17 protein-coding genes and 3 pseudogenes are annotated in these 22,534 nt (G+C 70.1%); 14 read left to right on the top strand and 6 right to left on the bottom strand.

Features of this window, described 5'->3' with window-relative positions:
• Window positions 1–8: 8 nt before the first annotated feature.
• From nuoN to ACQP00_RS01035, 6 genes and pseudogenes are all read left to right on the top strand, one after another.
• The gene (gene nuoN, locus ACQP00_RS01010; RefSeq protein WP_433223610.1) at window positions 9–1,493 is read left to right on the top strand and encodes an NADH-quinone oxidoreductase subunit NuoN; all 1,485 of its coding nucleotides are present in this window, start codon (window positions 9–11) and stop codon (window positions 1,491–1,493) included.
• Between the two features lie 103 nt (window positions 1,494–1,596).
• Window positions 1,597–2,619 carry a polyprenyl synthetase family protein gene (locus ACQP00_RS01015; RefSeq protein ID WP_433212956.1) on the top strand — a complete coding sequence of 341 codons (1,023 nt, stop codon included), beginning with the start codon at window positions 1,597–1,599 and terminating at the stop codon, window positions 2,617–2,619.
• 423 nt (window positions 2,620–3,042) lie between these two features.
• The gene (locus ACQP00_RS01020; protein WP_433054748.1) at window positions 3,043–3,819 is read left to right on the top strand and encodes an IclR family transcriptional regulator; all 777 of its coding nucleotides are present in this window, start codon (window positions 3,043–3,045) and stop codon (window positions 3,817–3,819) included.
• A 274-nt stretch (window positions 3,820–4,093) separates the two neighbouring features.
• Entirely contained in the window at window positions 4,094–4,588 is a 495-nt protein-coding gene (locus tag ACQP00_RS01025; protein ID WP_433223612.1) for a sigma-70 family RNA polymerase sigma factor, read from the top strand.
• Window positions 4,585–4,659: pseudogene (locus ACQP00_RS01030) on the top strand (hypothetical protein); the annotation flags it as partial. The gene ACQP00_RS01025 and the pseudogene ACQP00_RS01030, both read left to right, overlap by 4 nt.
• A 441-nt stretch (window positions 4,660–5,100) precedes the next feature.
• Complete coding sequence (locus ACQP00_RS01035; protein WP_433224382.1) at window positions 5,101–5,478, top strand: hypothetical protein; 378 nt, start codon at window positions 5,101–5,103, stop codon at window positions 5,476–5,478.
• Between the two features lie 267 nt (window positions 5,479–5,745).
• On the opposite strand, the gene rarD is transcribed toward ACQP00_RS01035, so the two are convergent.
• The 3 genes and pseudogenes from rarD to ACQP00_RS01050 form a co-directional block, all read right to left on the bottom strand.
• Entirely contained in the window at window positions 5,746–6,681 is a 936-nt protein-coding gene (rarD, locus tag ACQP00_RS01040; protein ID WP_433212959.1) for an EamA family transporter RarD, read from the bottom strand.
• 443 nt (window positions 6,682–7,124) lie between these two features.
• A pseudogene (locus ACQP00_RS01045) lies at window positions 7,125–7,472 on the bottom strand (phage holin family protein); the annotation flags it as partial.
• Between the two features lie 575 nt (window positions 7,473–8,047).
• Window positions 8,048–10,075, bottom strand: a complete 2,028-nt coding sequence (locus ACQP00_RS01050) for a hypothetical protein (protein WP_433212962.1) — start codon at window positions 10,073–10,075, stop codon at window positions 8,048–8,050.
• Between ACQP00_RS01050 and eccB the strand changes: the two genes are divergently transcribed.
• On the top strand, window positions 10,035–11,381 hold the full coding sequence (gene eccB / locus ACQP00_RS01055) for a type VII secretion protein EccB (RefSeq protein ID WP_433212965.1): 1,347 nt from the start codon (window positions 10,035–10,037) through the stop codon (window positions 11,379–11,381). The genes ACQP00_RS01050 and eccB overlap by 41 nt on opposite strands.
• Window positions 11,382–11,569: 188 nt before the next feature.
• Here eccB and ACQP00_RS01060 read toward each other — a convergent pair whose 3' ends face one another.
• Window positions 11,570–12,376: a DNA adenine methylase gene (locus tag ACQP00_RS01060; RefSeq protein ID WP_433212968.1), complete on the bottom strand. Its 807-nt coding sequence runs from the start codon at window positions 12,374–12,376 to the stop codon at window positions 11,570–11,572.
• 206 nt (window positions 12,377–12,582) lie between these two features.
• Between ACQP00_RS01060 and ACQP00_RS01065 the strand changes: the two genes are divergently transcribed.
• Both ACQP00_RS01065 and ACQP00_RS01070 read left to right on the top strand, forming a co-directional pair.
• Window positions 12,583–12,909 (top strand): WXG100 family type VII secretion target, encoded by a 327-nt coding sequence (locus ACQP00_RS01065; RefSeq protein ID WP_433212971.1) that lies wholly within the window; start codon window positions 12,583–12,585, stop codon window positions 12,907–12,909.
• Between the two features lie 10 nt (window positions 12,910–12,919).
• Entirely contained in the window at window positions 12,920–13,219 is a 300-nt protein-coding gene (locus ACQP00_RS01070; protein WP_433212974.1) for a WXG100 family type VII secretion target, read from the top strand.
• 402 nt (window positions 13,220–13,621) lie between these two features.
• Here ACQP00_RS01070 and mycP read toward each other — a convergent pair whose 3' ends face one another.
• Window positions 13,622–14,977, bottom strand: a complete 1,356-nt coding sequence (gene mycP / locus ACQP00_RS01075; protein WP_433212977.1) for a type VII secretion-associated serine protease mycosin — start codon at window positions 14,975–14,977, stop codon at window positions 13,622–13,624.
• 288 nt (window positions 14,978–15,265) lie between these two features.
• On the opposite strand from mycP, the pseudogene ACQP00_RS01080 reads away from it, so the two are divergent.
• The 3 genes and pseudogenes from ACQP00_RS01080 to ACQP00_RS01090 form a co-directional block, all read left to right on the top strand.
• A pseudogene (locus ACQP00_RS01080) lies at window positions 15,266–15,496 on the top strand (SseB family protein); the annotation flags it as partial.
• A 2,286-nt stretch (window positions 15,497–17,782) separates the two neighbouring features.
• Window positions 17,783–19,987, top strand: a complete 2,205-nt coding sequence (locus ACQP00_RS01085) for an SseB family protein (RefSeq protein ID WP_433223614.1) — start codon at window positions 17,783–17,785, stop codon at window positions 19,985–19,987.
• Window positions 19,984–20,349, top strand: coding sequence for a hypothetical protein (locus tag ACQP00_RS01090; protein ID WP_433212980.1), 366 nt, complete (start codon window positions 19,984–19,986; stop codon window positions 20,347–20,349). The genes ACQP00_RS01085 and ACQP00_RS01090 overlap by 4 nt, the downstream gene beginning before the upstream one ends.
• Here ACQP00_RS01090 and ACQP00_RS01095 read toward each other — a convergent pair whose 3' ends face one another.
• Window positions 20,350–21,273 carry an alpha/beta fold hydrolase gene (locus tag ACQP00_RS01095; protein ID WP_433212983.1) on the bottom strand — a complete coding sequence of 308 codons (924 nt, stop codon included), beginning with the start codon at window positions 21,271–21,273 and terminating at the stop codon, window positions 20,350–20,352.
• Between the two features lie 62 nt (window positions 21,274–21,335).
• Between ACQP00_RS01095 and ACQP00_RS01100 the strand changes: the two genes are divergently transcribed.
• Complete coding sequence (locus ACQP00_RS01100) at window positions 21,336–22,130, top strand: C45 family autoproteolytic acyltransferase/hydolase (RefSeq protein WP_433212985.1); 795 nt, start codon at window positions 21,336–21,338, stop codon at window positions 22,128–22,130.
• A complete protein-coding gene (locus tag ACQP00_RS01105; RefSeq protein WP_433212988.1) occupies window positions 22,084–22,419 on the top strand; it encodes a hypothetical protein in 336 nt (111 codons plus the stop codon). The genes ACQP00_RS01100 and ACQP00_RS01105 overlap by 47 nt, the downstream gene beginning before the upstream one ends.
• The last annotated feature ends 115 nt before the right edge of the window (window positions 22,420–22,534 follow it).

The raw sequence follows: 22,534 nt of genomic DNA on the forward strand, positions 1-22,534 counted from the left end.
TCTCGCCGATGCTGATCCTCTTCGGCGTCGCCTGCGTCGGGGTCCTCGTCGAGGGCTTCGTGCCCAGGCGGGTGCGGCACAGCGTCCAGCTCACCCTGGCGCTGCTCGGCTCGGTCGCCGCGCTGGTCATGGTGATCCGGCAGGGCAACACGCCGGTCATCACGGCCGCCACCTCGGTCGCCGTGGACCGCCCGGGCCTGTTCCTCTCGGGCGCGATCATCGTGCTCGGCATCGTCGCGCTGCTGCTGATCGGCGAGCGCACGCTGGAGTCGGGCGGCGCGTTCGTGGCCCAGGCCGCGGTCACGGCCAACACCGACAAGGACCGTGACCAGGCGCAGCGGACCGGCGGGGCGACCGAGGTCTTCCCGCTGACCATGTTCGCCCTCGGCGGCATGCTGCTGTTCACCACCGCCAACGACCTGCTGACCATGTTCGTGGCCCTCGAGGTCTTCTCGCTGCCGTTGTACCTGCTGTGCGCGCTGGCTCGCCGCCGGCGGCTGCTCTCGCAGGAGGCCGCGATGAAGTACTTCCTGCTCGGCTCGTTCGCGTCGGCGTTCTTCCTGTTCGGCATCGCGCTGGTCTACGGCTACGCGGGCCAGGTCGACTTCCACGCGATCGACGCGGCCATCCAGGCCGGCGGCAAGAACGACATCCTGTTGTACGTCGGGCTGGCCATGCTCGCCATCGGCCTGCTCTTCAAGGCCGCAGCGGTGCCGTTCCACGTGTGGACGCCGGACGTCTACCAGGGCGCGCCGACCCCGGTCACCGCGCTCATGGCCGCCTGCACCAAGGTCGCCGCGTTCGGCGGGCTGCTCCGCCTGGTCTACGTGGGCTTCCACCGGACCGAGTGGACGATCCAGCCGGTGCTGGGCACCATCGCCGTGCTGACGATGATCGTCGGCGCGATCCTGGCGGTCACCCAGACCGACATCAAGCGCCTGCTGGCCTACTCGTCGATCGCCAACGCGGGGTACCTGCTGATCGGCGTCATCTCGCTCAACGAGAAGGGCCTGTCGAGCTCGCTGTTCTACCTCGTGGCGTACGGCTTCACCGTGCTCGCCGCGTTCGGTGTCGTCACCCTGGTGCGGGACGCGGACGGCGAGGCCACGCACCTGTCGCGCTGGGCGGGGCTGGGGCGGCGCTCGCCGCTGTATGCCTCCCTGTTCACCTTCATCCTGCTGGCCTTCGCCGGTCTGCCGCTGACCAGCGGCTTCACCGCCAAGGTGGGCGTGTTCGCGGCCGGTGTGGACGGGCATCAGACCTGGCTGGTGATCGCCGGCGTGGTGAGCTCCGCCATCCTCGCCTTCCCGTACCTGCGGGTCGTCGTCATGATGTGGCTGTCCGAGCCGGGCGAGACCACGCCGGCCGTGTCCATCCCGGGCGCCATGACGGCGGCGGCGCTGGTCATCGGGACCGTCGCCACGCTGGTCCTGGGCGTCGCGCCCGGGGCGCTGCTCGAGGTCACCCAGAGCGCGGGCAAGTTTCTCGGCTAGCCTGTAGCTAGTCAAACTCGACGGTGACGTCCCCCGTGGCTTGCCACGTGGGGACGTCCCTGTATCGGGCGTCGGAAGTTCGTATGGCATCGTTGGAGCTGTGGTGAGTACGGGAACCGTGCAGTCGAGTGCCGCGGTCGGCTTGACAATTGCCGATCCGGAGCTGGAGCGCAACGTGTCGGCGATCCTGCGGGACGTCGAGGCGGTGCTGATCGACTCCGTGCACAGCGCCAACCCGATGGTCACCGAGGCGGCCCGGCACCTGGTCGACGCGGGTGGCAAGCGGGTCCGCCCGCTGCTGGTGGGCCTGGCCGCGCAGTTCGGCGACCCGACCTCGCGCGACGTGGTCATCGCCGGCGCGGTGGTCGAGCTGACCCACCTGGCCACCCTGTACCACGACGACGTCATGGACGAGGCCCAGGTGCGCCGCGGCGCGCCCAGCGCCAACTCCCGCTGGGGCAACGCCCTGGCCATCCTGGTGGGCGACTACCTCTTCTCGCGCGCCGCCGACCTGGCCGCCGAGCTGGGCGTCGACGCCGTCAAGATCCAGGCGAGCACGTTCTCGCGGCTGGTGCACGGCCAGATCGACGAGACGGCCGGCCCGCTGGACGGCGAGGACGCCATCCGCCACTACCTGCGGGTGCTGGAGCACAAGACCGGCTCGCTGATCTCCACCAGCGCCCGGTTCGGGGCGATGTTCGGCGGGTGCCCGCCGGAGCAGGTCGAGGCCCTCGCCACGTTCGCCGAGACCTTCGGCATCGCCTTCCAGCTCTCCGACGACCTGATCGACATCGCCAGCGACGCGACGGAGTCCGGCAAGACGCCCGGCACCGATCTGCGCGAGGGCGTGCCGACACTGCCGGTGCTCTACGCGCTGGCCTCCCCGGACGACGACGCCGCCTCGGTGCGGCTGCGGGAGATCCTGGCCGCCGGCCCGGTGACCGACGACGCCCTGCACGCGGAGGCCCTCGGGCTGCTGCGCGACTCGGCGGCGCTCAAGCAGGCCCGGGAGACGGTGCGCGGCTACTGCGATGCGGCCCGGGACGCCTTGGCGGTGCTGCCGGACGTGCCGGCGCGCCGGGCGCTCGAGTCGCTCTGCGACTTCATCGCGGACCGCACCAACTGAGGCTGTTCCCCCTTAGGCGCCGGTCGATGTGCCGGCGCCTGTTTCCGGGCTGCCCTTTTCGGGTTGATGTTCGCTGAGTGCACGTTGCTCAAAGCCAGGTGTCGCAGTACACGGGCCGACGACGTGTCGCGATCGCGCGATGACACCCCGAAGTGGCGTGTGCGCAGTTTGCCGCTAAGTACTCACTAATGAACCACTTACTTACTCAGGCTCTCGGACCACTCTTAGGGCCTTTACTCGGGCCTCTCGGCGTGTCGCTGGGTGCGCGTCACGATCACCATGTCCAAAATGGTGCATTCATCTCTATGTGCAACCCCCGAATTTCCCCCGACCTCACGCCATAGATGATCAGAATGTTCCCTCCACCCTCTCCGATTTCATATGGTGTGACTCCAGTTACTGCTGCGGCTGGGGAGGGCGGCGGTGCGGGATCCACAAGCCGAACCCTCGGATCTCATCCGAAGCGTTTCGAGGGCCCTACGAGTGTTGGAGGCGGTCGGTCAGTCGCCCCGCGGTCTGACCGTGAAGCAGATCGCGCGCCGATGTGACTTCACCGTCGCCACGACGTACCACCTGGTGCGAACGCTGGCCTACGAGGGGTACGTGATCCGCAGGGAGAACGGCACCTACGTCGTCGGCCTGGAGATCGCCGACCGCTACCGGGAGCTCGTCCTGGCCTTCCGGGGCCCGGGCGCCGTCATCGACCGGCTGCGCCGCGCGGCCGCCGAGACCGGGTACTCCCATTACCTCGGCCGCTTCGTCGGCGGGCGGGTGGCGGTGACCGCGATGGCCGAGGGGCCGCGCACGCCGCCGATGGACGATCTCGTGCCGGGCTACGACGAGGCCGCGCACGCTACGGCGCTGGGGAAGGCGCTGCTGGCCACGATGAGCGCGGACCAGCGGTGGCGGTTCCTCAAGGAGTACGGGATGAAGGCCTACACCTCGGCGACGCTGACTTCGCCGGAGGCCTTGGACTCGGACCTCGCCGCGGGGGAGCGGCGCGGGATGCAGATCGAGATCGGGCAGTTCCGGCAGGGGCTGGCTTGTGCCGCCGTGATGGTGGTCAACGATCGGGATCAGGATCGGCGGGTTGTGCTGGCTTGTGCTTTGCCGCCGGCGGAGCTGATGTCTTCGGCCAAGGTGGTTCGTACTCGGCTGCTGGCTACTGCTCACCATCTCGCCACGGTTCTCGCCGAGTAGCGCTGTTCTTCCTGGCATCTCGCCCTCGGCTTCGCTTCTTCCTGGCCCTCGTCCTCGGCGTGGCTTCCTTCCGGCCTCGTCCTCGCCGTGGTTTTTGTCCGATAAGTCGGGCGCTGGCGCGCCGCGACTTATCGGATTTTTCGTATATGCCCGATTTTGCGACTGTCGCCTCTGTGACAACTGCTTTCCACCTGAACCTCTGTGCGTATTAGTGCGTAGAAGCTGGTGGAAGGGATCGGAAACATATCGAAGCGTGAGTAGAGACGATGCTGACCTGCTGAAGGCGCTCCACGCGGAGCACGGCGACGCGCTGTTCGCGCACACCCTGCGACTGACCGGCGGCGACCGCCAACGGGCCGAGGACCTCGTACAGGAAACCCTGCTGCGAGCCTGGCAACACCCGGAGGCGCTCGACCCGGCCCGTGGCTCGGTCCGAGCTTGGCTCTTCACCACCGCACGCAATCTCGCCATCGACGCGTGGCGAAGACGGTCGGCGCGGGTGGGTGAGGTGTACACCGACCAGATGCCGGAGACCCCGGTGGTGGTCGACGAAACGGAGCGAGCCGTGGAGTCCTGGGTGATCGCGGAGGCGCTGACCCGGCTCTCCCGCCCGCATCGCGAGGTGCTGGTGGAGTGTTTCTACCAGGGGCGCTCCGTCGCGGAGGCGGCGGAACGACTGGGGGTGCCGGCCGGCACGGTCAAGTCGCGCACATACTACGCACTGCGTTCGCTGAAGGTCGTCCTAGAGGAGTTGGGGGTGACGCAATGAGGTGTGAGCACCTCCATGACTCGGCCGTCTACGTGCTGGGGGCGTTGTCGCCGCCCGAGCGCGAGGCATACGAGCGGCATCTCGCCGACTGTGCGCAGTGCCGTGCGGAGGTGGCGGAGTTCTCCGACCTGCCGGGGCTGCTGGGCCGGCTCGATCCGGAGATCGCCGCGCAGATCGCCCTGGCGTCAGACGACGACTCTTCGGACGCTCCTCCTTCCTTGGCCGCGGATCCCTCGGCTGGGGGTTCTTCCTCGAGTCCGGGCACTCGGTGGGCTGGTCCTACCGTCGCACCGACGTCTGGTTCGACGTCTGCTGCGGCTTCCGCTTCGGCTCCTGCTTCGGTTCCTGCTTCGGCTTTTACGCCGGCCGACCGGCGCTGGGCTGGGCCGACTGCTCCTGGCATGAATGGCAGCGCCGTCGACCCGCTGTTGCCGCGCGTTCTGGATCGGGCGCAGAGTGCTCGCCGCACGGCCCGTCGCCATCGGCGCTGGCAGACCGTTGGCACCGCGCTCGTGGCTGCCTGCCTGGGGGTGCTCACCGTGCTGGGCGTACGCGCGGCCGGGGTCGGGCAGCCGGACTGGGAGTCGATGCGCGAGGTGGCCTCGACGGTGCCGATCACCGCGTCGCTGGCCGTGTCCCCGGAGTCCGGCGGGACCGAGGTACGGATGAAGTGCGCCTACAAGGCGGGCGGGGGCGCCGAGTACGCGAAATGGACGTACACCCTGGTCGTGGTGCCGAAGTCGGGCCAGGCGCAGGAGGTCAACACTTGGACGGCTCGGCCGGGGGATGAGATGGAGCTGTCGGCGCACAGCGACCTCAAGGAGTCCGACATCGACCACATCGAGATCCGCAAGGGGGACGGGACGCCGCTGCTTTCGCTGCGGACCTGATCGCTCGCTCTACTCACTCACACCGCCGCGGCGGCCGCCTCCTCTTCGGAAGCGGCCGCCGCGTTTGCTTTTGCTTGCCGTGCCCGCGTCGCTTCGCGGCTTCGTGCCCGCGTTACTTCCCTGGTTTCGTGCCCGCGTGGCTTTCGTGCTCGCGTGGCTTCGTGGCCGCGTGGCCGCGTGGCTTTTGCGCCTGCGCGGCCTTCGTGGCTTCCTTGGTTCTCGTTAAGTGGCCGTGTGGCCATTTGGCCTTTCAGCTTCGCTGCGGGTTCAGGCGGGCGCGGCGGCGGTTTCGTCGTGCGGGGCGGCCGCCGCGTTGCGTTCCGCGCGATTCCGTCGGGCCACGCGGAAGGCGTCCCAGCTGAACAGGGCGAGCGCGAGCCAGACGATCACGAACCCGGCCAGTCGCGCCGGGGGGAGGGGCTCGGAGAAGATCGCAACCCCGATGATCAGCTGCAGGGTCGGCGTCAGGTACTGCAGGATTCCCAGCCCCGACAGCGGCACCCGGTTGGCGGCCTCGGCGAACAGCAGCAGCGGTACCGCGGTCAGCAGCCCACTGCCGGCCAGCATCACCGAGTGCCAGGTCGAGACGGTGCCGAAGGTGGACTCGTGCTGGTTGGTGAGCCAGAACAGGTACACGAGGGCGGGAAGGGTCAGCACGCCCGACTCCAGCAACAGCCCCTCGGCCGCGGGGAGCCCGAGCCGCTTCTTGACCAGCCCGTAGCACCCGAAGGACGCGGCCAGCGTGAGCGCGATCCACGGGAGGTGTCCGTAGTCGACGCTCAGCACCACCACCGCGACCGCCCCGATGCCGAGCGCGGTCCACTGCACCGGCCGGAGCCGTTCGCGCAGCACGAGGACGCCGAGCAGGATGACGAAGAGGGGGTTGATGAAGTACCCGAGCGATGCTTCGACCACCCGATCCGTGTTCACCGCGAAGATGTAGACGCCCCAGTTGACCGCGATGAGCACCGCCGCAGCCGCGAGCCCGGCCATCCGCTTGGTCTGCTTGAGCAGCCCGCCGACCCGCCGCCAGTGCCGGATCGCCGCGATCACGAGCACCATCGTCAACAGCGACCACACAACCCGATGCGCCAGTACTTCAACCGCCCCAGCCGGCCGCAGCGCGTGGAAGTACAGCGGGAAGACCCCCCACAGCACGTTGGCGGTCAGAGCAGAAAGATATCCACGGCGCAGCGGGTCCACGCACTACACCGTATGCCTTCACGAGTAAGGGGCGGACGAATAGTCCGCCCCTCACGCGATGGTCTTTCGTCACGACTCCCCGGCTCGGCCCGCCGGTCGCTTTAGCTGGTGCTTGAGCTACCTTCAGTGGGCCGTGTGCCTCAGCGGTAGTCGCGGTACCCCTGGTTGCCGCCGTTGCCGTACCCCTGGTCGTCCTGGCCGTAGCCGCCACCGCCCTGCTGACCGTAGCTGCCGCCCTGCTGGCCATAGCCGCCGCCTTGCTGGCCGCGGCCGTACCCCTGCTGCTCGCCGCGGCCGTAGTTCTGGCCGTAGTCCTGCTGGTAGCCGCCGCGGTACTGCTGCTGTTGCTGCTGGACCTGCCGCTGCCGCTGGCGCTGCTCGTAGTCGTAGTCGCGGTCGTCCCGCTTGCGCTTGCGGTCCTTGCCGTCGGGGACGAAGAAGTTGAGCAGCCAGCTGACCACGCCGATGAACAGCGCCCCGAGCACCGCCGTGGGCCAGAACTTGTCCACCCGGAACGGCAGGTCGAGCGCCTCGGCAATCTTGCTGGTCAGCAGCAGCAGCGCCCCGTTGACGACGAGCGAGATGAGCCCGAGCGTGAAGAGGTACGCGAAGCATCCGATCGTCTTGATGATCGGCCGCAACACCGCGTTGACAACACCGAAGATCACCGCCACCGCGACGAGCGTGAGCACCTTGCGCCCGGTGTCGCCCTCAACCGTGATCCCGGAGATAACCAGCGTCGCCAGCCAAACCGTGAACGCACTCACAGCGAGCCGGATGAGGATTCCCATGCCGGTGATCGTGCCACGTCGCGGCCAGCCCGGAACACCCCGCTATCACCCCTTCTCAAGCCGATGCCCGATCCGCCCCCACCCAGCGCGACCGGCCCATCTGCATACCGTCGGGTAGCCCCATCCACCACCACCGCCCGCCCGTGGCCACCGCCCCACGGACCGTCCACCGGGTGCCGCAGACAGCCCGTCGGTGCGTCGCCACGTCTCACCGCGCGTCGTCCCGTCTCACCCCGCGTCACTCCGTCACCCCGGGTCGTCCCCTTACCGCGCGTCTTGACTGTCCACTGCGTTGGCCTGTCCCCTCGCGCCGCGCGTCGGGCCCTATCCGCGCGTCGGCCCTGCCACCTCTCGCCGCATGTCGGTCTGCACGTGTCGCCCGCGTTGGCCCCACTCCACGCGGTGCCGTGGGTCGCCTCCGCCCTCGCATCAGCCCACGTCTCACCACGCCTGCGATCCGCGTGCTTCGGGGTGCGTCGGCGTGTGATCCGCGTGCGTCGGGTGCGTTGGGTTGCGTCGGGTGCGTTGGGGTGCGTCGGCGTGTGTTGGACGACGCGGGGTCTGGAAACCGTCGTTCAGTGGCCGAGACCTCCCGTCAGTTGGAGCTCGATCGGCGTCGGCTTGAGGTGGGCCCAACGCAGGGCCTTGCCCTCGGCGATCACGCAGACCATCTCCGGGCTGATCGTCGCCAGTCCGGCGACGCTGGTGTCCGCGAGGCCGAACGTGTCCCCGGCCAGCGAGGCCTCGCCGGGGGTCATCGGCTGCAGCAGAGCCAGGTCGACCTCGGTCAGGAGGTCGACGTCGGCCGGGGTCAGCTTCACGCGCATGAATAGGACCGTCCGCCAGGGACTCGCCGGGATCGGCGTCGATCCGGCCGGAACGGGGCCGATGTCCACGACCAGTAGCTGCGGCCGCGCCGCCATGGCCGGCGGGGGATCGTCGATGCGACCGGGCGCCACGACGGTCAGGGCCTCGGAGTTGCCGAGGGCCCGCTGGAAGGGCTCCCACGCGTACGGTCGAGCCGACTGCACCACCACCGCTGCCCCCACCGCCAGCGCCCGCAAGACGAGCAGCTGCGCGCACCGGCGCCGGCCGATGAGCATGGCCCGGGTCGGATCGGCTCGGAACAGGCGCACGACCAGCGGGTCGCCGTGCCGGTCGACGCCGAGCATGAGGCCGTCGGCGTCGATGGACGGTTCGGCGATCGCCAGCCGTGCGCTGGTCACGATCGCCGGCTGCCCACCGGCGAGCGCGAGCCCGGCACGACCGGCCACCAGCCCGGCCAGCGCCGCGTCGTCCCGCCCCGCACCCCCACCGAGCGGCAGCGTCGCGGCGAGTCCGTCGAGCTGATTTCCGTCGAGCCGTTCGACCTCCCCACCCAGGCTCTCGACAAGTCGTTCGAGCGCGACCATGGCATGGTTCAGCGTGGCCGCCTGCGGCGACACGAGCCGCACCACCAATTCGGCGCGCAACGATCCGCCCGCGTCCGAATCGGCCTCGACCGGCCCCGGCCCGGCGAGTCGCGACGGGTCGTCGCCGTGCACCGGTGGCCCCTGCCGGCCACCGGGCGAAGCAACTCCCACGAGCTCGCGGTCCCTCCGGCGGTCCCGTCGTCGCCCAGGCGGCCGCTCCGAGGCAACGGGAGCCGACTCGGGACCGTACGGCTGGACGATCAACGACAGCGTCATCAGCGTGTTCGGCAACAGCAGCAGCCGGCCCATGAGCGGCCCCTGCTCAGGCCAGCGCCGTAATCGGAACACCGCCTGGTGCAAGCCGCCCACCGTCAAGCCGGTCCAGCTCTCGAGCACCGGATGGGCCGGGTCGTGCTGAGCCGTTTCCACCAGCGCCGTCACGGTCGCGTCCGCCGGCAGGGCCTTCGCCGGGAGGCCGGACTTGGTGAGGACACGTACCGCTCGCCGTACCGCCAACTGGAGAGACTGCTCGAGAACAGCCCGTTGATAGCCGCCCGACCTCCGTGCCCGCACGGCCAGGAAGACCTCTTGGTGCGCGAGCACGCGGCCCTCCGTGAGCTGCCGGTACGACGCCGCGGAGGCCGTCGGTGTCGGCGGCGGGGCCGTGACCGCGCTGACCAGCAGTTGCCCGCGTACCTCCGGCACGTCACGCGCCGGCGCCGGCAGCAGGGCGTCCAATGGCGGCAGCGCGGGTAACCCGCTGCTGAGCAAGCCGGACACGTCGCCGACCCGCACGATCGCGGCCAGGCCGTCGGTGTCCTCCAGCACCCCCATCTCGGCGCCGTCGCGGTCGAGTGCCGAGATCGTGGCGCCCGGCCTCAGCAGCGCTAACAGCTCCCAACCGCCGGCACCCGGAGGCAGCCGTCGGCCCCGCGGCCGTCGTCGGCGGCGGGACAGGGCCAGGGCCAGCAGAAGCAGCGCAAGCGGTACCGCTGCGAAGGACCACACCCGATCCAGCGCCCACGCCACGATCGCCATCGCGATCGCTCCTTGTGCGAGCACTATCCGCGTTGCCGCCGACATATCGCCCCCCGACGATTGAATTGACGGGCTTATCGTATGGCGCCGGTACGACAATTTTGGGGGGCCGATGGCGTCGCGGCAGGACCAGGTGCAGTCGTACCAGTTCATGGTCCAGCGGATCGTCTCCGCGCTCGTGTTGAGGGAGACTGACCCTGCTCAGCCGCCATTTCGCCGGGTCGCGGGGGCCACTTTGATCGGCGTTCTGCTGGCCGCGCTCGGGGTCGCCGGCGGCGCGGCCTTGTCGATGTTGCGCCCTGGGAGTTCTGGCAAATGGCGCAACGACCGGGCGATCATTGTGGAGAAAGAATCAGGCGCATTATTCGTCTATCGCGACGAGGTTCTCCATCCTGTCCTGAATCAAGCGTCTGCGCTGCTCATTCTCAATTCGGCCGGCGCGCCGACGGTCGTCGTGGGGCGTTCAGCCATGTCCGATGCGCCGCGGGGCGAGACTTTGGGCATTCCGGGCGCCCCGACGTCCCTGCCGCCCGCATCCGCGCTGCTCAAGGGCCCGTGGACGGTGTGCTCCACGCCAGAAGGGTCGGTCTTGCTGGTGGGTTGGGTCCCATCAGGCGGTACCAACGCGGAAGGGAAAGGGATGTTGGTCGTTGGCCCGGATCGACAGACATATCTGGTCTGGCACGGGTTCAAGCACCTCATCCGGCAGCCCGGCGGGGCCCTGCCCGCCCTCGTGTGGTCGGCGCGCCCGCTGGTCGAGGTCGCGCAGGCCCTGCTCCACGCGATTCCGAGCGGGTCCGACCTGGTCACGCCGCCGGTCCCCGACCGCGGGAGAAAAGTGCAAAACGGCAAGATCGGTCAGTTGTACCGTGTGACAGCCGGCCAGCGCTCCGAAGTCTTCATCGTCACGGCGGACGGGCTGGCCTCGCTCACCCCGCTGCAGGCGGAACTGCTGCTCGCCGCGCCGGAGACCCGCAGCCTGCAGCCGGGCGACACGTTCCTGCAGCTCACCCCGGCCGAGTTCGCGGCCCGCGTGCAGGACCGGCCGGTCAAGCCGTTCGCGCCCGATCCCGGCGGGGACGGTGCCTTGCCCTCGACGCCGCCGGAGTTGATTGACGCAACTCCTCATGTCGTGTGTACCGCCGATGCGCTCACGATCGACCCCAAGCTCCCCGACCTCACGCACGCCCTGAAGAGCGCCGCAGCGACAAAGGAGGGGGCGGTGCTGGCGGACCGCGTGGTGGTGCCGCCCGGAAAAGGCGCGCTGGTGCGAACGACTACAGGTGTAGTCGCGCTGGTGACGGATCTCGGAAAGCGCCACACTGTGCCGGTGCCCGACTCGTTGGGCGCACTCGGGTACGGCGGGGAGCAGCCCACCCCCGTGCCGAGTGAACTGGTCGCGCTCCTGCCCGCGGGACCAGCCCTCGACCCGAGCGCGGCCGCCGCGGTCGTCGGCTAGTCCGTCGTGGGATCGCAGCGGTCACCGAAGTCGGGCACCGCGGGCCGTGGTCGCGTCGCCGTGTCGATAGGTGGCGGGTTGCCGCGTCGGGTCGTCGCGCTGTCGGCGGGGTTCGGCCGTGGTCAGTCAGGCTGTGCCGCGTCGGTTGGCGGAACGGTTGTCGGGAGGCGGTTGTCTGGTCGAGGTCTCTAGTAGTTCGTCAGCACCAGGTCGAAGCTTGCTCGTTCGGCGGCGCGGAGGTTGATGTCGCGGCGTGTTGCCATTCGAGTGGTGTGGAAGCCCGTGTAGATCTGCCGGGTTGCGTCGGTGTCGCTGTTGGTCATGGTCAGTAGCACCCCGCGGCGTGAGGCGTCGTGCATTTCGGCGGCCAGGCGTTCGTGGTCGGCGTCGCGGAACTGGCCGGGCGTGTACCGCTTGAAGTCGGCGAACCCGCCCTCGGGCAGGTAGGGAGGGTCCAGGAACACCCAGTCGCCTGCGGCCGACTCGCGTAGGGCGTCGGCGAAGTCGCACAGGCGGATGTCGGCTGCCGCCAGGGCTTGGGAGGCCTCGAGGAGCGTTTCGCGGCGATAGTACGGGCGGTCGTATGCGCCATAAGGGGCGTTGAAGCCGCCGCGGCGGTTGACGCGCCACAGGCCGCGGAATGCGGTCTTGTTCAGGTAGATGACCCTTGCGGCGCGCTCGATCGGGTTCAGCGTCGTGGGGTCCTGGCGGCGGATGCGGTCGAATTGTTCGGGCGTGTTCGCCATCGCGTCCAAGCGGACCATCACGGCCTCGGGATCGGTCGCCACGGCCTGGAAGCACGCCACGAGCTCGGGGTTGGCGTCGGACAGCACCGCCTTGGTCGGGCGCAGTTCGAAGAAGACGGCGGCGCTGCCCATGAAGGGTTCCCAGTACCGGCCGGTGAATGGTGGGGCGGCCGCGACGAGCTGGGTCGCATAGCGCGTCTTGCCGCCGGCCCACTTGATGAACGACCGGCCATCCGCCATGGCGGTCATCTTAGATCGATCCGCACCTCATCGAGGTCGCGCCGGGCCGATTGCCCGGTCGGCTGGGCGGTGGGCGAAATGCCGGAAGTTATCCACAGCGCGGGATTGGCTCTGGTGATCGATCGCGGAGTGCCGATACGGTCGGTGAGGTCCCGGGGTCGTGCAAAAGCATTCGAATGAGTTGATGTCCACTACGGGAAACGGGGTGATCGCCGGTGGCGCAGACAACGCAGGCTCAGCAGGCTGAGCTCAATTCGGCCGCGCAGCGGTTCGAGCAGGTCAATGGCGAACTGCAGGGCATGCTCAACACGCTGATGCGGGAGCTGGAAGTGACGCGGGCCGGCTGGCAGGGCGTCGGCGGGCGGACGTTCGAGTCGGTGAAGCTCGCGTTCAAGAACGACCAGAGCGTGCTCAATCGCAATCTGCTGGAGACGTCCGAAGGCCTGCGTACGGCGGGCCGGAACTACGACGCCACCGACACCGACGCCGCTGGCACCATGCGGCGCGCCGGGCACGCCGATCTGTCCGCGCTCGGCGGGTGAGGAGGGCTTCATGGAGTACACACTGGTGGTTGATTTCGGCGCGCTCGATCACGCGAGTCAGTCGATTCAGTCGGCCCTCAACACGCTGCACTCCCGGCTCGACGAGGTGTCTCAGCTCGGCCGGCGGCTGACCGCGAATTGGCAGGGCGACGCCAAGGACGCGTATTCGATGCGCCAGGCGAACTGGGAGCGCGCGGGCGCCGATCTGGCCCAGATGCTGCGCGACATCAAGCTCGGCGTGGACGAGTCGATGCGGCGGTACCAGGAGACGGAGGCACGGAACACGCACCTGTTCCCGGGCGGCGGCTGATCCGGGTCGGCGCAGATTGCGCGGCGGCTGATCCGGGTCGGCGCATATTGCACGGCGTTCCCTTTCCGTTCAGCGACTTTGGCGGAGGTGGGGCGCCGTGCTGCCGTTTTCCGTTCAGCGACTTTGGCGGAGGTGGGGCGCCGTGCTGCCGTTTGCCGGAAGTGTGGGCTACGGCGGCGACGCTTCGGGATAAGTCCGCGACGTTCGGCCAATGCGCGAATGGAAGCTGCCCGGGCCGGGTGGTAGTCGAGCGGCGATCGTTATTGGTAGGTCCGCTTCCTGCAGTGGTCGCTTCAGCGGCGCGGGTCGACGGCGGGCAGTGAGCGAATGGAAGCTGCCCGGGCCGGGTGGTAGTCGAGCGGCGATCGCTCTTGGTCAGGTCGGATTCCGGCAGTGGTCGCTTCAGCGGTGTGGGTCGAAGGCGGGCAGTGAGCGGTCCGGCGGGGGTTCGGGTGCTGGTGGGAGTTCACGCAGGCCCGGGCGCCAGTTGCGGCGACGGCCTTTGGGAACGATCACGGCCAGGGCCGAGATCAGCACGACCACGGCCAGTCCGATTAGGGCCCAGGTCAGAGCCGTGTGTGTTGCTGCGGCCTCCGACGACTTGTTCGCGGTCTGGGCCGGCTGGGCGAGGGAGTGGGACGGCGGGTTTGGCGAGGTGCCGGTGAGTTCGGTCAGCGCGCGGTACGGGTTCAGGACGCCGGCGCCGTAGCCGTCGCCCGCTCGGCCGCCGTCGGCTGTGGCCAGGAGTTGGGCGGTGACCTGGGCGGCGGTGAACTCTGGGTGGTACTGGCGGAGCAGGGCGGCCGTGGCTGAGACGAAGGGGGCGGCGAAGCTGGTGCCGTCGACCATGGTCCAGCCGTTTGGTGTTGCCGTCGTCACAATCTGGGTGCCGGGGGCGACGAGGTCGACGTACGGGCCGAGTTGTGAAGACGCGACGCGTTGGCCGTCCGGGGCGATCGAGCCGACGCCGATGACACCGTCGTACGCCGCTGGGTAGGGGGTCTTGTTGCCCTGGTCGGCGCCGTTGCCCACGGCGGCCACGACCACGACGTCGTTGTCCTGCGCGAACTTGATGGCGGCGCGGACCTGCGGCTCGTCGGCGTACGAGACCAGGGAGAGGTTGATGACCCTCGCGCGAAGGGCCACGGCGTCGCGGATCGCGGTGGCCAGGCCTGCCGGGGTGCCGCGGCGGCCGGTCAGGGTGCCGTTGTCGCCCTCGATCTGCTCGGTCACGCGCAGGGCGAGGATCGTGGCGGCGGGAGCCAGGCCGCGAAATTGACTGTTCTGGTACGGCCGGGCAGCGATGATCCCCGCCACTCCAGTTCCGTGGCCGACGCAGTCAAGTGTCGAATTGCCGCCGTCCAGTTGGTCGGGGCCGGGCTGGACGGCGCCCTGGAGCTGCGGGTTGCGGGCGTCGACGCCGGAGTCGATCACGGCGACCACGACGCCGCGACCGTCGGCCAGGGCGTTGAGTCGGGTTTGGTCGTACCGTTGCTGCGCCCATGGGGCACCGGACGGTACCGACGCGGGCTGTTTGGTTTGGTTTTGACAGGCGGACGGTGCTCGGAAGAACGGCCCCCGTGCGCCCAGGGTGGCCAGCGTCACGGTGGCTCGCGCGCTGGCCAAACGCCGCGATTTGCCGGATGTGTCCGAGTTCGAGGTTGCCGGAAGGGAAAGCCCGTCTATCGGGCAGAAATTGAGGATTGCCGCGAGGGTTGACAAAAGCGCCAAAGCAGACATCCCGTACCGGCGCGGCATGGGGTCATGGTAGGGGGCCAGGCATCGATGGGGCTGCCCCGCGAGCGTGGTGCTGTCGTCTGACTCGACCGGTTGTGAGGTCGAACGGCCCGTATGGGTGCCGCGAATGAGACAGGCCTGTGAGCCGCCCCGCTTCGATCGCTATGCTGGCCGGAGCGCTTGCCCGCGTCGCACCCCTCGAATTGCCGTGGCCATATAGGTTAGGTTTCGGCGACGCGGCGGTTTCCGAGCCCGAAGAGGGGGTGGCCGTTGAGCGAGTGGGAGCCGGCCACCGAGGCCGAGGTCGCCATGCGTGACGCGCTGCGCGCAAACGACCAGGAGCAGTACTTCCGCATCCTGGCGCGCGCAGACGTCCTGCTGCCGATCGCGCCCGACAGCTCGCCCGGCAACGAGGGCGGGTGGGGCACGTGGACCACCGAGGGCCGCACGCATGTGCTGGCCTTCACTTCGCCGTCCGCGCTGCAGGAGTGCCTCGCGGGGCACCCTGGCACGCATCGGCGGGTGCCCTTCCGCGACCTGGCCGGGATCTGGCCCAACGTCGAGTGGTGGCTCGCCGTCAATCCGGGACTGCCCATCGAGGGGTACCTCCCGTCGTGGTTCGTCACCCAGATCAGCCGCGGTGACGTCCGGCTGCCCGGACGCACCCTGGGAGCGCGGGCGCGCATAGAGCAGGCGTCGTCGCCGACTCGGGCGACCGCCCAGGTGCCTCAGCGCGGCCTGCTGAACCAGCCGGCCCCGACACCGATCGAGCGGCAGCGCATGAAGGCCGCCGGCCAGGCGTCCGCGCCGCCGGCGTCGACGGTTCCGCCTCGTCGCGAGGTACCGCCGCCGGATGTTGCGCCGCCGGGTGCCTTCCTGCCGACTCGGGCGGACCGGCCCATCAACTTCGAGCGCTCGGCGGGACGGCCCTTCACACCGCCGGGGGCCGCTGCGGCTCGGTCCGTTCCGCCGCCGGCGGAGCCTCGGCCCACGCCGCCGGTCGAGAACGGGCCGACCTCGCCCGCGCCGACCTCGGGGGCCGGGGCAGCCCGTGGGCGCGCCTCCTTCCCGGGTGCGGCCTCGCGTGGGCTCTTCGACGACGCCGATCGCAAGCCGATGGACATGCCGGGGGAGCGGGAGCTGTTCTCGGGCATCGACCGCGGGCGGCAGCCGAATGGCACGCCGCCATCGTCTGGGCTGCCGTCGCGGCCGTCGAGCGTGCTGCCCAACCGTCCGATCGACCCGGGCCTGTCGTCGCGGCCCGGTGACCTGCCGCCGCGACCTGGGGATCTGCCTCCCCGTCCCGGCGATCTGCCGTCGCGGCCCGGGGATCTGTCGTCCCGGCCTGGCGACCTTCCGCCGCGGCCCGGGGATCTGCCGCCACGATCGGGTGATTTCTCGGCGCGGCCCGGTGATGGTGGTTTGCCGCCGCGGCCGGTTGAGGGTTTCCCGCCGCGGCCGGTCGAAGGGCTTGCGCCGCGGCCGCCGGAGGGGTTGCCGCCGTGGCCAGGTGGCGATTCTGGGTTGCCGTCGCGTCCTTCGCGGCTGAGCGATGCCGGTCTTCCGTCGCGTCCTGGTGGGGAGTCTGGGCTGCTCTCGCGCCCCGGTGGTGAGTCCGGTCCGCTGGCGCGGCCGGGCGGTGACTCCGGGTTGCCGTCCCGTCCGTCGGGTGGGCCGGGTCTGCCGCCGCGGTCGGGCGAGGGTCTGCCGTCGCGGAACGGCGGCGAGTCGGGCTTCCCGTCGCGGAACGGGGGCGAGTCGGGGCTTCCGTCGCGTCCGGGTGGCGAGTCGGGTCTGCCCTCGCGGTCTGGTGGGGAGTCTGGGCTTCCGTCGCGGCCGGGTGCTGGGGATGAGGGTCGGGATCCGCGGTACTGGCCGCGGCGTGATCCGGGTCGTGGGCTCGGCGAGGTGTACACCGAGCACGCTGAGGCCGTCATTCCCGCCGCTTGGCAGCCGCCGCCGGATCTTCCCGCCGCTTCGGGGCCGCCGTTGCCTACTCGGCAGCCGCAGGCGACTCGGTCCGAGCAGGATGCGCAGCCGACGTTCCGGCCGGGTGGGACGTTGCCGCAGCGGCCGGGGGCGGGGGAACCTTCCGCGTACCGGTCGGGGGAGCGGCCTGAGCCGTTGCCCTCGCGACCGTTGCCGCCGGTTGAGCCGTTGCCGTCGCGGCCGCTTTCGGGAGAAGTGCTGCCGCCGCGGCCTAACTCGGGATCTGCGCCGGTTTCCGGGTCGGGGTCCGTGTTCGGTGCGGGCTCCAGCGCTGGTGAGCCGCAGGCCTATCGGTCCGGCGGGCCGTTGCCGTCGCGACCGGTTCCTGGTGAGCCTGCGCCGTACCGGTCGGGTTCGAGTGAGCCCGCTGCCTATCGCCCTGGGTCGGACGAACCCGCTCCGTATCGGTCCGGGTCGGATGAGCCTGCTCCGTATCGCTCGGCGTCGGATGAGCCTGCTCCGTATCGGTCGGCGTCCGACGAGGCTGCCGCGTATCGGTCTGGGTCGGAGGAGGCCGCTTCGTATCGCGCGGCCACGGATGACGCTGCCGCGTATCGCGAGGCCAGCGGGTATCGGGCTGGGGAGGATCGGCCGGGGGCGGGGGAGCCTGGGGCGTACCGGGCGGGAGAGGTGCCTCCGCCTAGTGAGGACACGCAGCCGATTCGGTCCGGGTGGACCGGGGCGGCCGATGTGCGTCCGGGGCGGCCGGGGCTGGCTGCTCGCAGCGGTGAGAACGGGACCCAGGCATGGTCGCCGTCGGCTCCGCCGGTGTCGCCGTCCTCGGCGGCGGTGCCTGCTGCTGCTCCTGAGCCGCCTTCGTTGCCGTTTGATCGGCCGGTGTTTGATCGGCCGGGATTCAGCCGTACTGAGATTGAGAGCCCGGAGGCTGACGAGCCGCCTGCGGGTGAGCCGTTCGGGGACGTTTCGGCCGGTGCGCGCAGTGCTGGGTTCGGGCGGGCCGATCTCGATGAGCATCCGTTCTTCGCGGATGAGGCGCCGGCCTCGCGTGGGCTGTTCGAGCCGACCGAGCCGACCGAGCCGACCGCCTGGTCCGGCCGGCAGCCGGTTGCTGAGCCGACGTCGCCCGCGCCGCAGGCCTGGAACGCTCCGAGTCCGGAATCCGCCGCGCCGTCGTGGGATGCGCCTCGCCCGGAATCCGCCGCGCCGTCGTGGGATGCGCCTCGTCCGGAGTCGGCCCCGCCGTCATGGCAAGAGGAGCGGCAGGAGAGCCAGCCCGAGTCGGCTGCACCCACGTGGCAGGAGCCGCAGCCCGAGCCGGCTACGCCCGCATGGCAGGAGCCGCAGGCCGAGTCGGCTGCGCCCGCCTGGCAGGAGGCGCCGTCCGCGTCTACCGCCCCGTCGTGGCAAGAGCAGCGGCAGGAGGAGCGCCCCGAGGAGCGCTCCGGGTCGTGGCAGGAGCGGGAAGAAAAGCCTGCGGCCGAAGAGACCGGCGGGTTTTTCAGCGGGCGTGCAGAAGTACAACAGTCGCCGTTCTTTCAAGCGCCCGAACCCCAGCGCTCCTTCTTCGGCGACCAGCCCGCCCCGCGCGAGGAGGAGCAGCGCCCCTTCTTCGAAGACGACGAGGCAGCGGAGCCGCAGCCGTTCAGCGCCTTCGGCAGCCCGCGTGCCGACGAGGCGCCCATTCGGGACCCGTACGCGGCGCTGGCTGATCTGCGATCCGAGCCGGACAACGCCGAGCCCGAGCAGGAACAGGTCTCGTTCGAGGACGGGATGGCCGCGCTCGCCGAGCATGGCGTCAACGTCAACGAGGAGCGCGCCGAGCCGTCGCCCGAGCTGCGCTCGTTCTTCGAGGACGAGGGTCGGCCCGACTTCAGCCAGGACCTGAATCTTGAGCCGGACGGCAGCACCACGCAGGGGTTCCGGCCCTCGATGGAGGACGCGCTCCCGAGCACCGGGCAGGGCTACGAGAGCAGCGCCACCGCCACGCCCGAGCCCGTGTACGAGCCGGAGATCGTCGACGACGTGCCGGTACGACTCCATGATGAGATCGTCGATGCTGAAGTCGTGCCGCCCGCGCCTGCCCCGGCGCCCGCGCCGCCGGTGGTCAAGGAGGAGCAGCCCGAGTTCCACCCGGCCAACCAGGTCGAGCGCGATCTCTTCGAGGCGGTTCAGGCCAACAGCACCGACCGGTTCCTCTCGACGCTGCTGCTGGCCAAGGTCCTGATCCCGTTCTGGACGGACGGCGGGCCGGTCGAGCCGATGAAGATGCGCACCGAGCACATGAACGGGCTGCCGCACCTCGTCGTGTTCACGTCGCAGGAGCGGATGGCGGAGCGGCTCGGCGAGGATGCGCGCGGCAGCTTCATCAAGTTCACCCGCCTGATCCGGCAGTGGCCGCCCGGCGACCAGCTGGCGTTCGCGATCAACCCGGAGTCCCCGTCGGGCGCGGTGCTGCCCGGCACCGAGGTGATCCAGCTCGCGAGCTGGGCCACCGAGATGGGCCTCGGCGTCGACGACCCCGACGAGCAGCCGGCGGTCGTGACGCCCGAGCCGGCCTCGCAGCCCGCGCCGCGACCGGCCTACGAGCCGCCCGGATCGGGCCTCGAACAGGTCATGCAGAAGCCGATTTCGCCAGAGCAGCTCTCGTACTACCTGGAGCGCAACTACGACCGCGTCTCCGGCTTCGTGCATCGCGCCGGCGAGGTCGCGCATCTCGAAACGCCCGAGCAGCTGTACAACGCGCTCGGCCTCGGATACGCCGGTTCCTCGTTCAAGCCGGACGCCGACGAGGCTTACGTGCTGCGCTGGATCGCGTACCGCGGCGACCTGTACCGCATCCCCTACGGCGGCGGGTCGCCCGAGGCCATGCGCGCGATGGAGGGCTGGGTCATCGAGCGCCCGCCGTTCCGCGGCAACGGCTTCGCCCCGAGCGAGACGAGCGACGTGATCGCCGAGTTCAAGGTGGACAGCGCCCGCCTGCCGCACAACGCCGAGCTGTGGCGCCTGCGCCGCGACGGCCGCCAGGAGCTCATCGCGCGCCTGGACGCCGACGGCCCGGCCTGGCGAAAGGCCGGCTCGTGATCCGGGACGGCTACGCGGCCCGCTGGCTCGGCGCCGAGTACGAGGCGAGCCCCGACGGCGACGACGTGCGCCTCTACCGGCCGGACGCTAGCGAGGGCTTCGAAGAGGTGCGTCCCGGACGGTACCGGCGAATCGTGCCCCGCAACGAGATCGACGATCTGGTCTATGTGCGGACCACGTGCTTCTGGCGCGACCAGCCGTTCATCGTGCTGGGCGAGCACGAGGGCTGGATGCGGGTGGAGTACACGGGCGGGCGTGCCCCGGTCGCCGCCGAGCTGGGACTCGAGGAGTTCGACTACGGCGTGTACCAAGGCTGGGCCCCCCGCGCCGAGGTCAGCGAGTTGCGCGAGTACCGCGTCTGATCAGCCGGCCTTCGCCCAGCGGATGATTTCGCCGGTGACGAGTTCGGGCTGCTCGACGTGCGGGAAGTGGGCGGCGTTGGGCAGGAGTCGCCACTCGTACTCGGCGAGCACGTAGCGCCCCGAACCCTGCGCGGTGCGCGGCAGGACGGCCGGGTCGAGCGCCCCGTGCAGCTGCAACGTGGGCGCGGTGATCGGCTGCTGCAAGAGCTTCACGAATCGGTACCCCTGCAGCCGCAACGCCGACCGCACGGCCCAGCGGTACGTCTCCAGCGCACAGAACGCCGCCTGCGGGATCTGCATGGCGGCGCGCAGGCAGGCCTCGTACTCGCGGTACGACTCCCGGGACGTCCACTCGGGCGAACCCCAGCGGCGCAGGTAGTCGCCGACCAGGGCCGCGTCGTTCCGGGTCAGGACGTGCTCGAAGCGGGGCACCTGGAAGCGCAGCACAGGCTTGGCCGCGGCCAGCTGGCCCCGCGGGTCGCTCGCGAGCCCGGCGCGCAGCCGCAGCGGGTGGGCGGCGCCGAGGACAACCAGGCGGCGGACCATCTTCGGGTGGAAGGCGGCGGTGGCCCAGCCGATCATGCCGCCGTACCCGGCGCCGACCAGGATCGCGCTGCGCTCGCCGAGGGCGCGGATGAGTCCGGCCACGTCGCCGGCCATCGTGTACCCGTCGTAGCCCCGCGGCGGCTTGTCAGACGCGCCGTAGCCGCGCAGGTCGACGGCGACGGCCCGGAAGCCCGCGTCGGCGAGCGCGGGGAGCTGGTTGTGCCAGGCGTACCAGAACTCGGGGAACCCGTGCAGGAACAGCACCAGCGGGCCGGTGCCGGCCTCCACCACGTGGAATCGATTGCCGTTTGCGCTGACGAATCGGTGCGACCACGGTCCGTCCATCATGACGCACGTGTCGTCTACCGCGGGGTTCATGTCGCTCAGCGTATGACTTTCTCGGTCGAAATCACGTAAGGCGACCGGCTAGCGTTCTCGACATGCCGCCTGCGTTGCCATTGATTACCGCCAAAGGAACTCCGCGTAAGTGTGGCACTACTTACGGTTCGGTGGCGGCCTCGGCAATTGCGGCAAACGTCGCGAACTACATGACCCGGTTCGCGGCTGCGGGCATTGACGCGCCGCAGGTTCGCAATTACGGAGCGTTGTTCCGCGCCGCTTCCCACCGGCACGCCCCGCGGGTGGCGGAAATGCTGGACGGGGTCGCCGAGGGCGCCCGCGCCAACGTCGACGAGATCTACGCCCTCAACGGCCGGACCGAGCTGATCTACAGCGCGGCCGGCGAGTGCACCGCGATCGCCGTGCTCGGCGAGCGCAGCGCGAGCGGCCACACCCTGCTCGCGCAGAACTGGGACTGGCATCCCGACCAGCGGCCGTACGCGCTGCTGCTCGACACCGCCGACGAGCGCGGCCGCCGGGTGCTCGCGCTCACCGAGGCCGGGATGCTCGCCAAGGCCGGGCTCAACGACGCCGGGCTCGGGGTGTGCGTGAACATGCTCGGCAGCACCGGGGACCGGCGCGACGGCGGCGTGCCGTACCACGTGCTGCTGCGCGCCGCGCTCGAGTCGGCGCACCTCGGAGCGGCGCTCGCGGCCGTGTGTCCGGTGCCGCGCGGGGCGAGCATCAACCTGCTCATGGGCCAAGGCCTATCCCGCCGGCACGCCCGGCGAGGCGATCGACGTCGAGGTGGCGCCGGACGACGTCGGGTTCCTGCATCCGGTCGACGGGGTGCTCACCCACGCGAATCACTTCGAGAGTGCGCTTTCCCGGCATGACACATTGAAGTACATCGGAAGCTCCTCGTTCTTTCGCTCTTCCCGCGCGCGCCGGCTGCTCGGCACCGGGCCCGTCGACGAGGAGGGGATCCGCGCGGTGCTGCGCGATCACGGCGGTTACCCGCAGGCGATCTGCCGGCACGACGAGCCCGGCGTGGCCGATGCCGACCGGACCGAGACGCTGTTCTCGCTGGTGCTCGACCTCGACGAGCGGCGTATGTCGATCGCCCACGGTCCGGCGTGCCGCGGGGTGGAGTATCACCACATTCGCCTGGGCGAATCGGGCTGAATCGGACAGTCGCCGCAGTTGCAACGGGACCTTAAATGTACCTGTGTAAACCGTTCCTTAAGTGGGCCGTTGTTACACGTGTTTCAGCAGCTCAGCGGCCTTTGTGACGGCGTTG

The organism is Dactylosporangium sp. CS-047395 (genome assembly GCF_050942185.1).
Lineage (GTDB): Bacteria > Actinomycetota > Actinomycetes > Mycobacteriales > Micromonosporaceae > Dactylosporangium.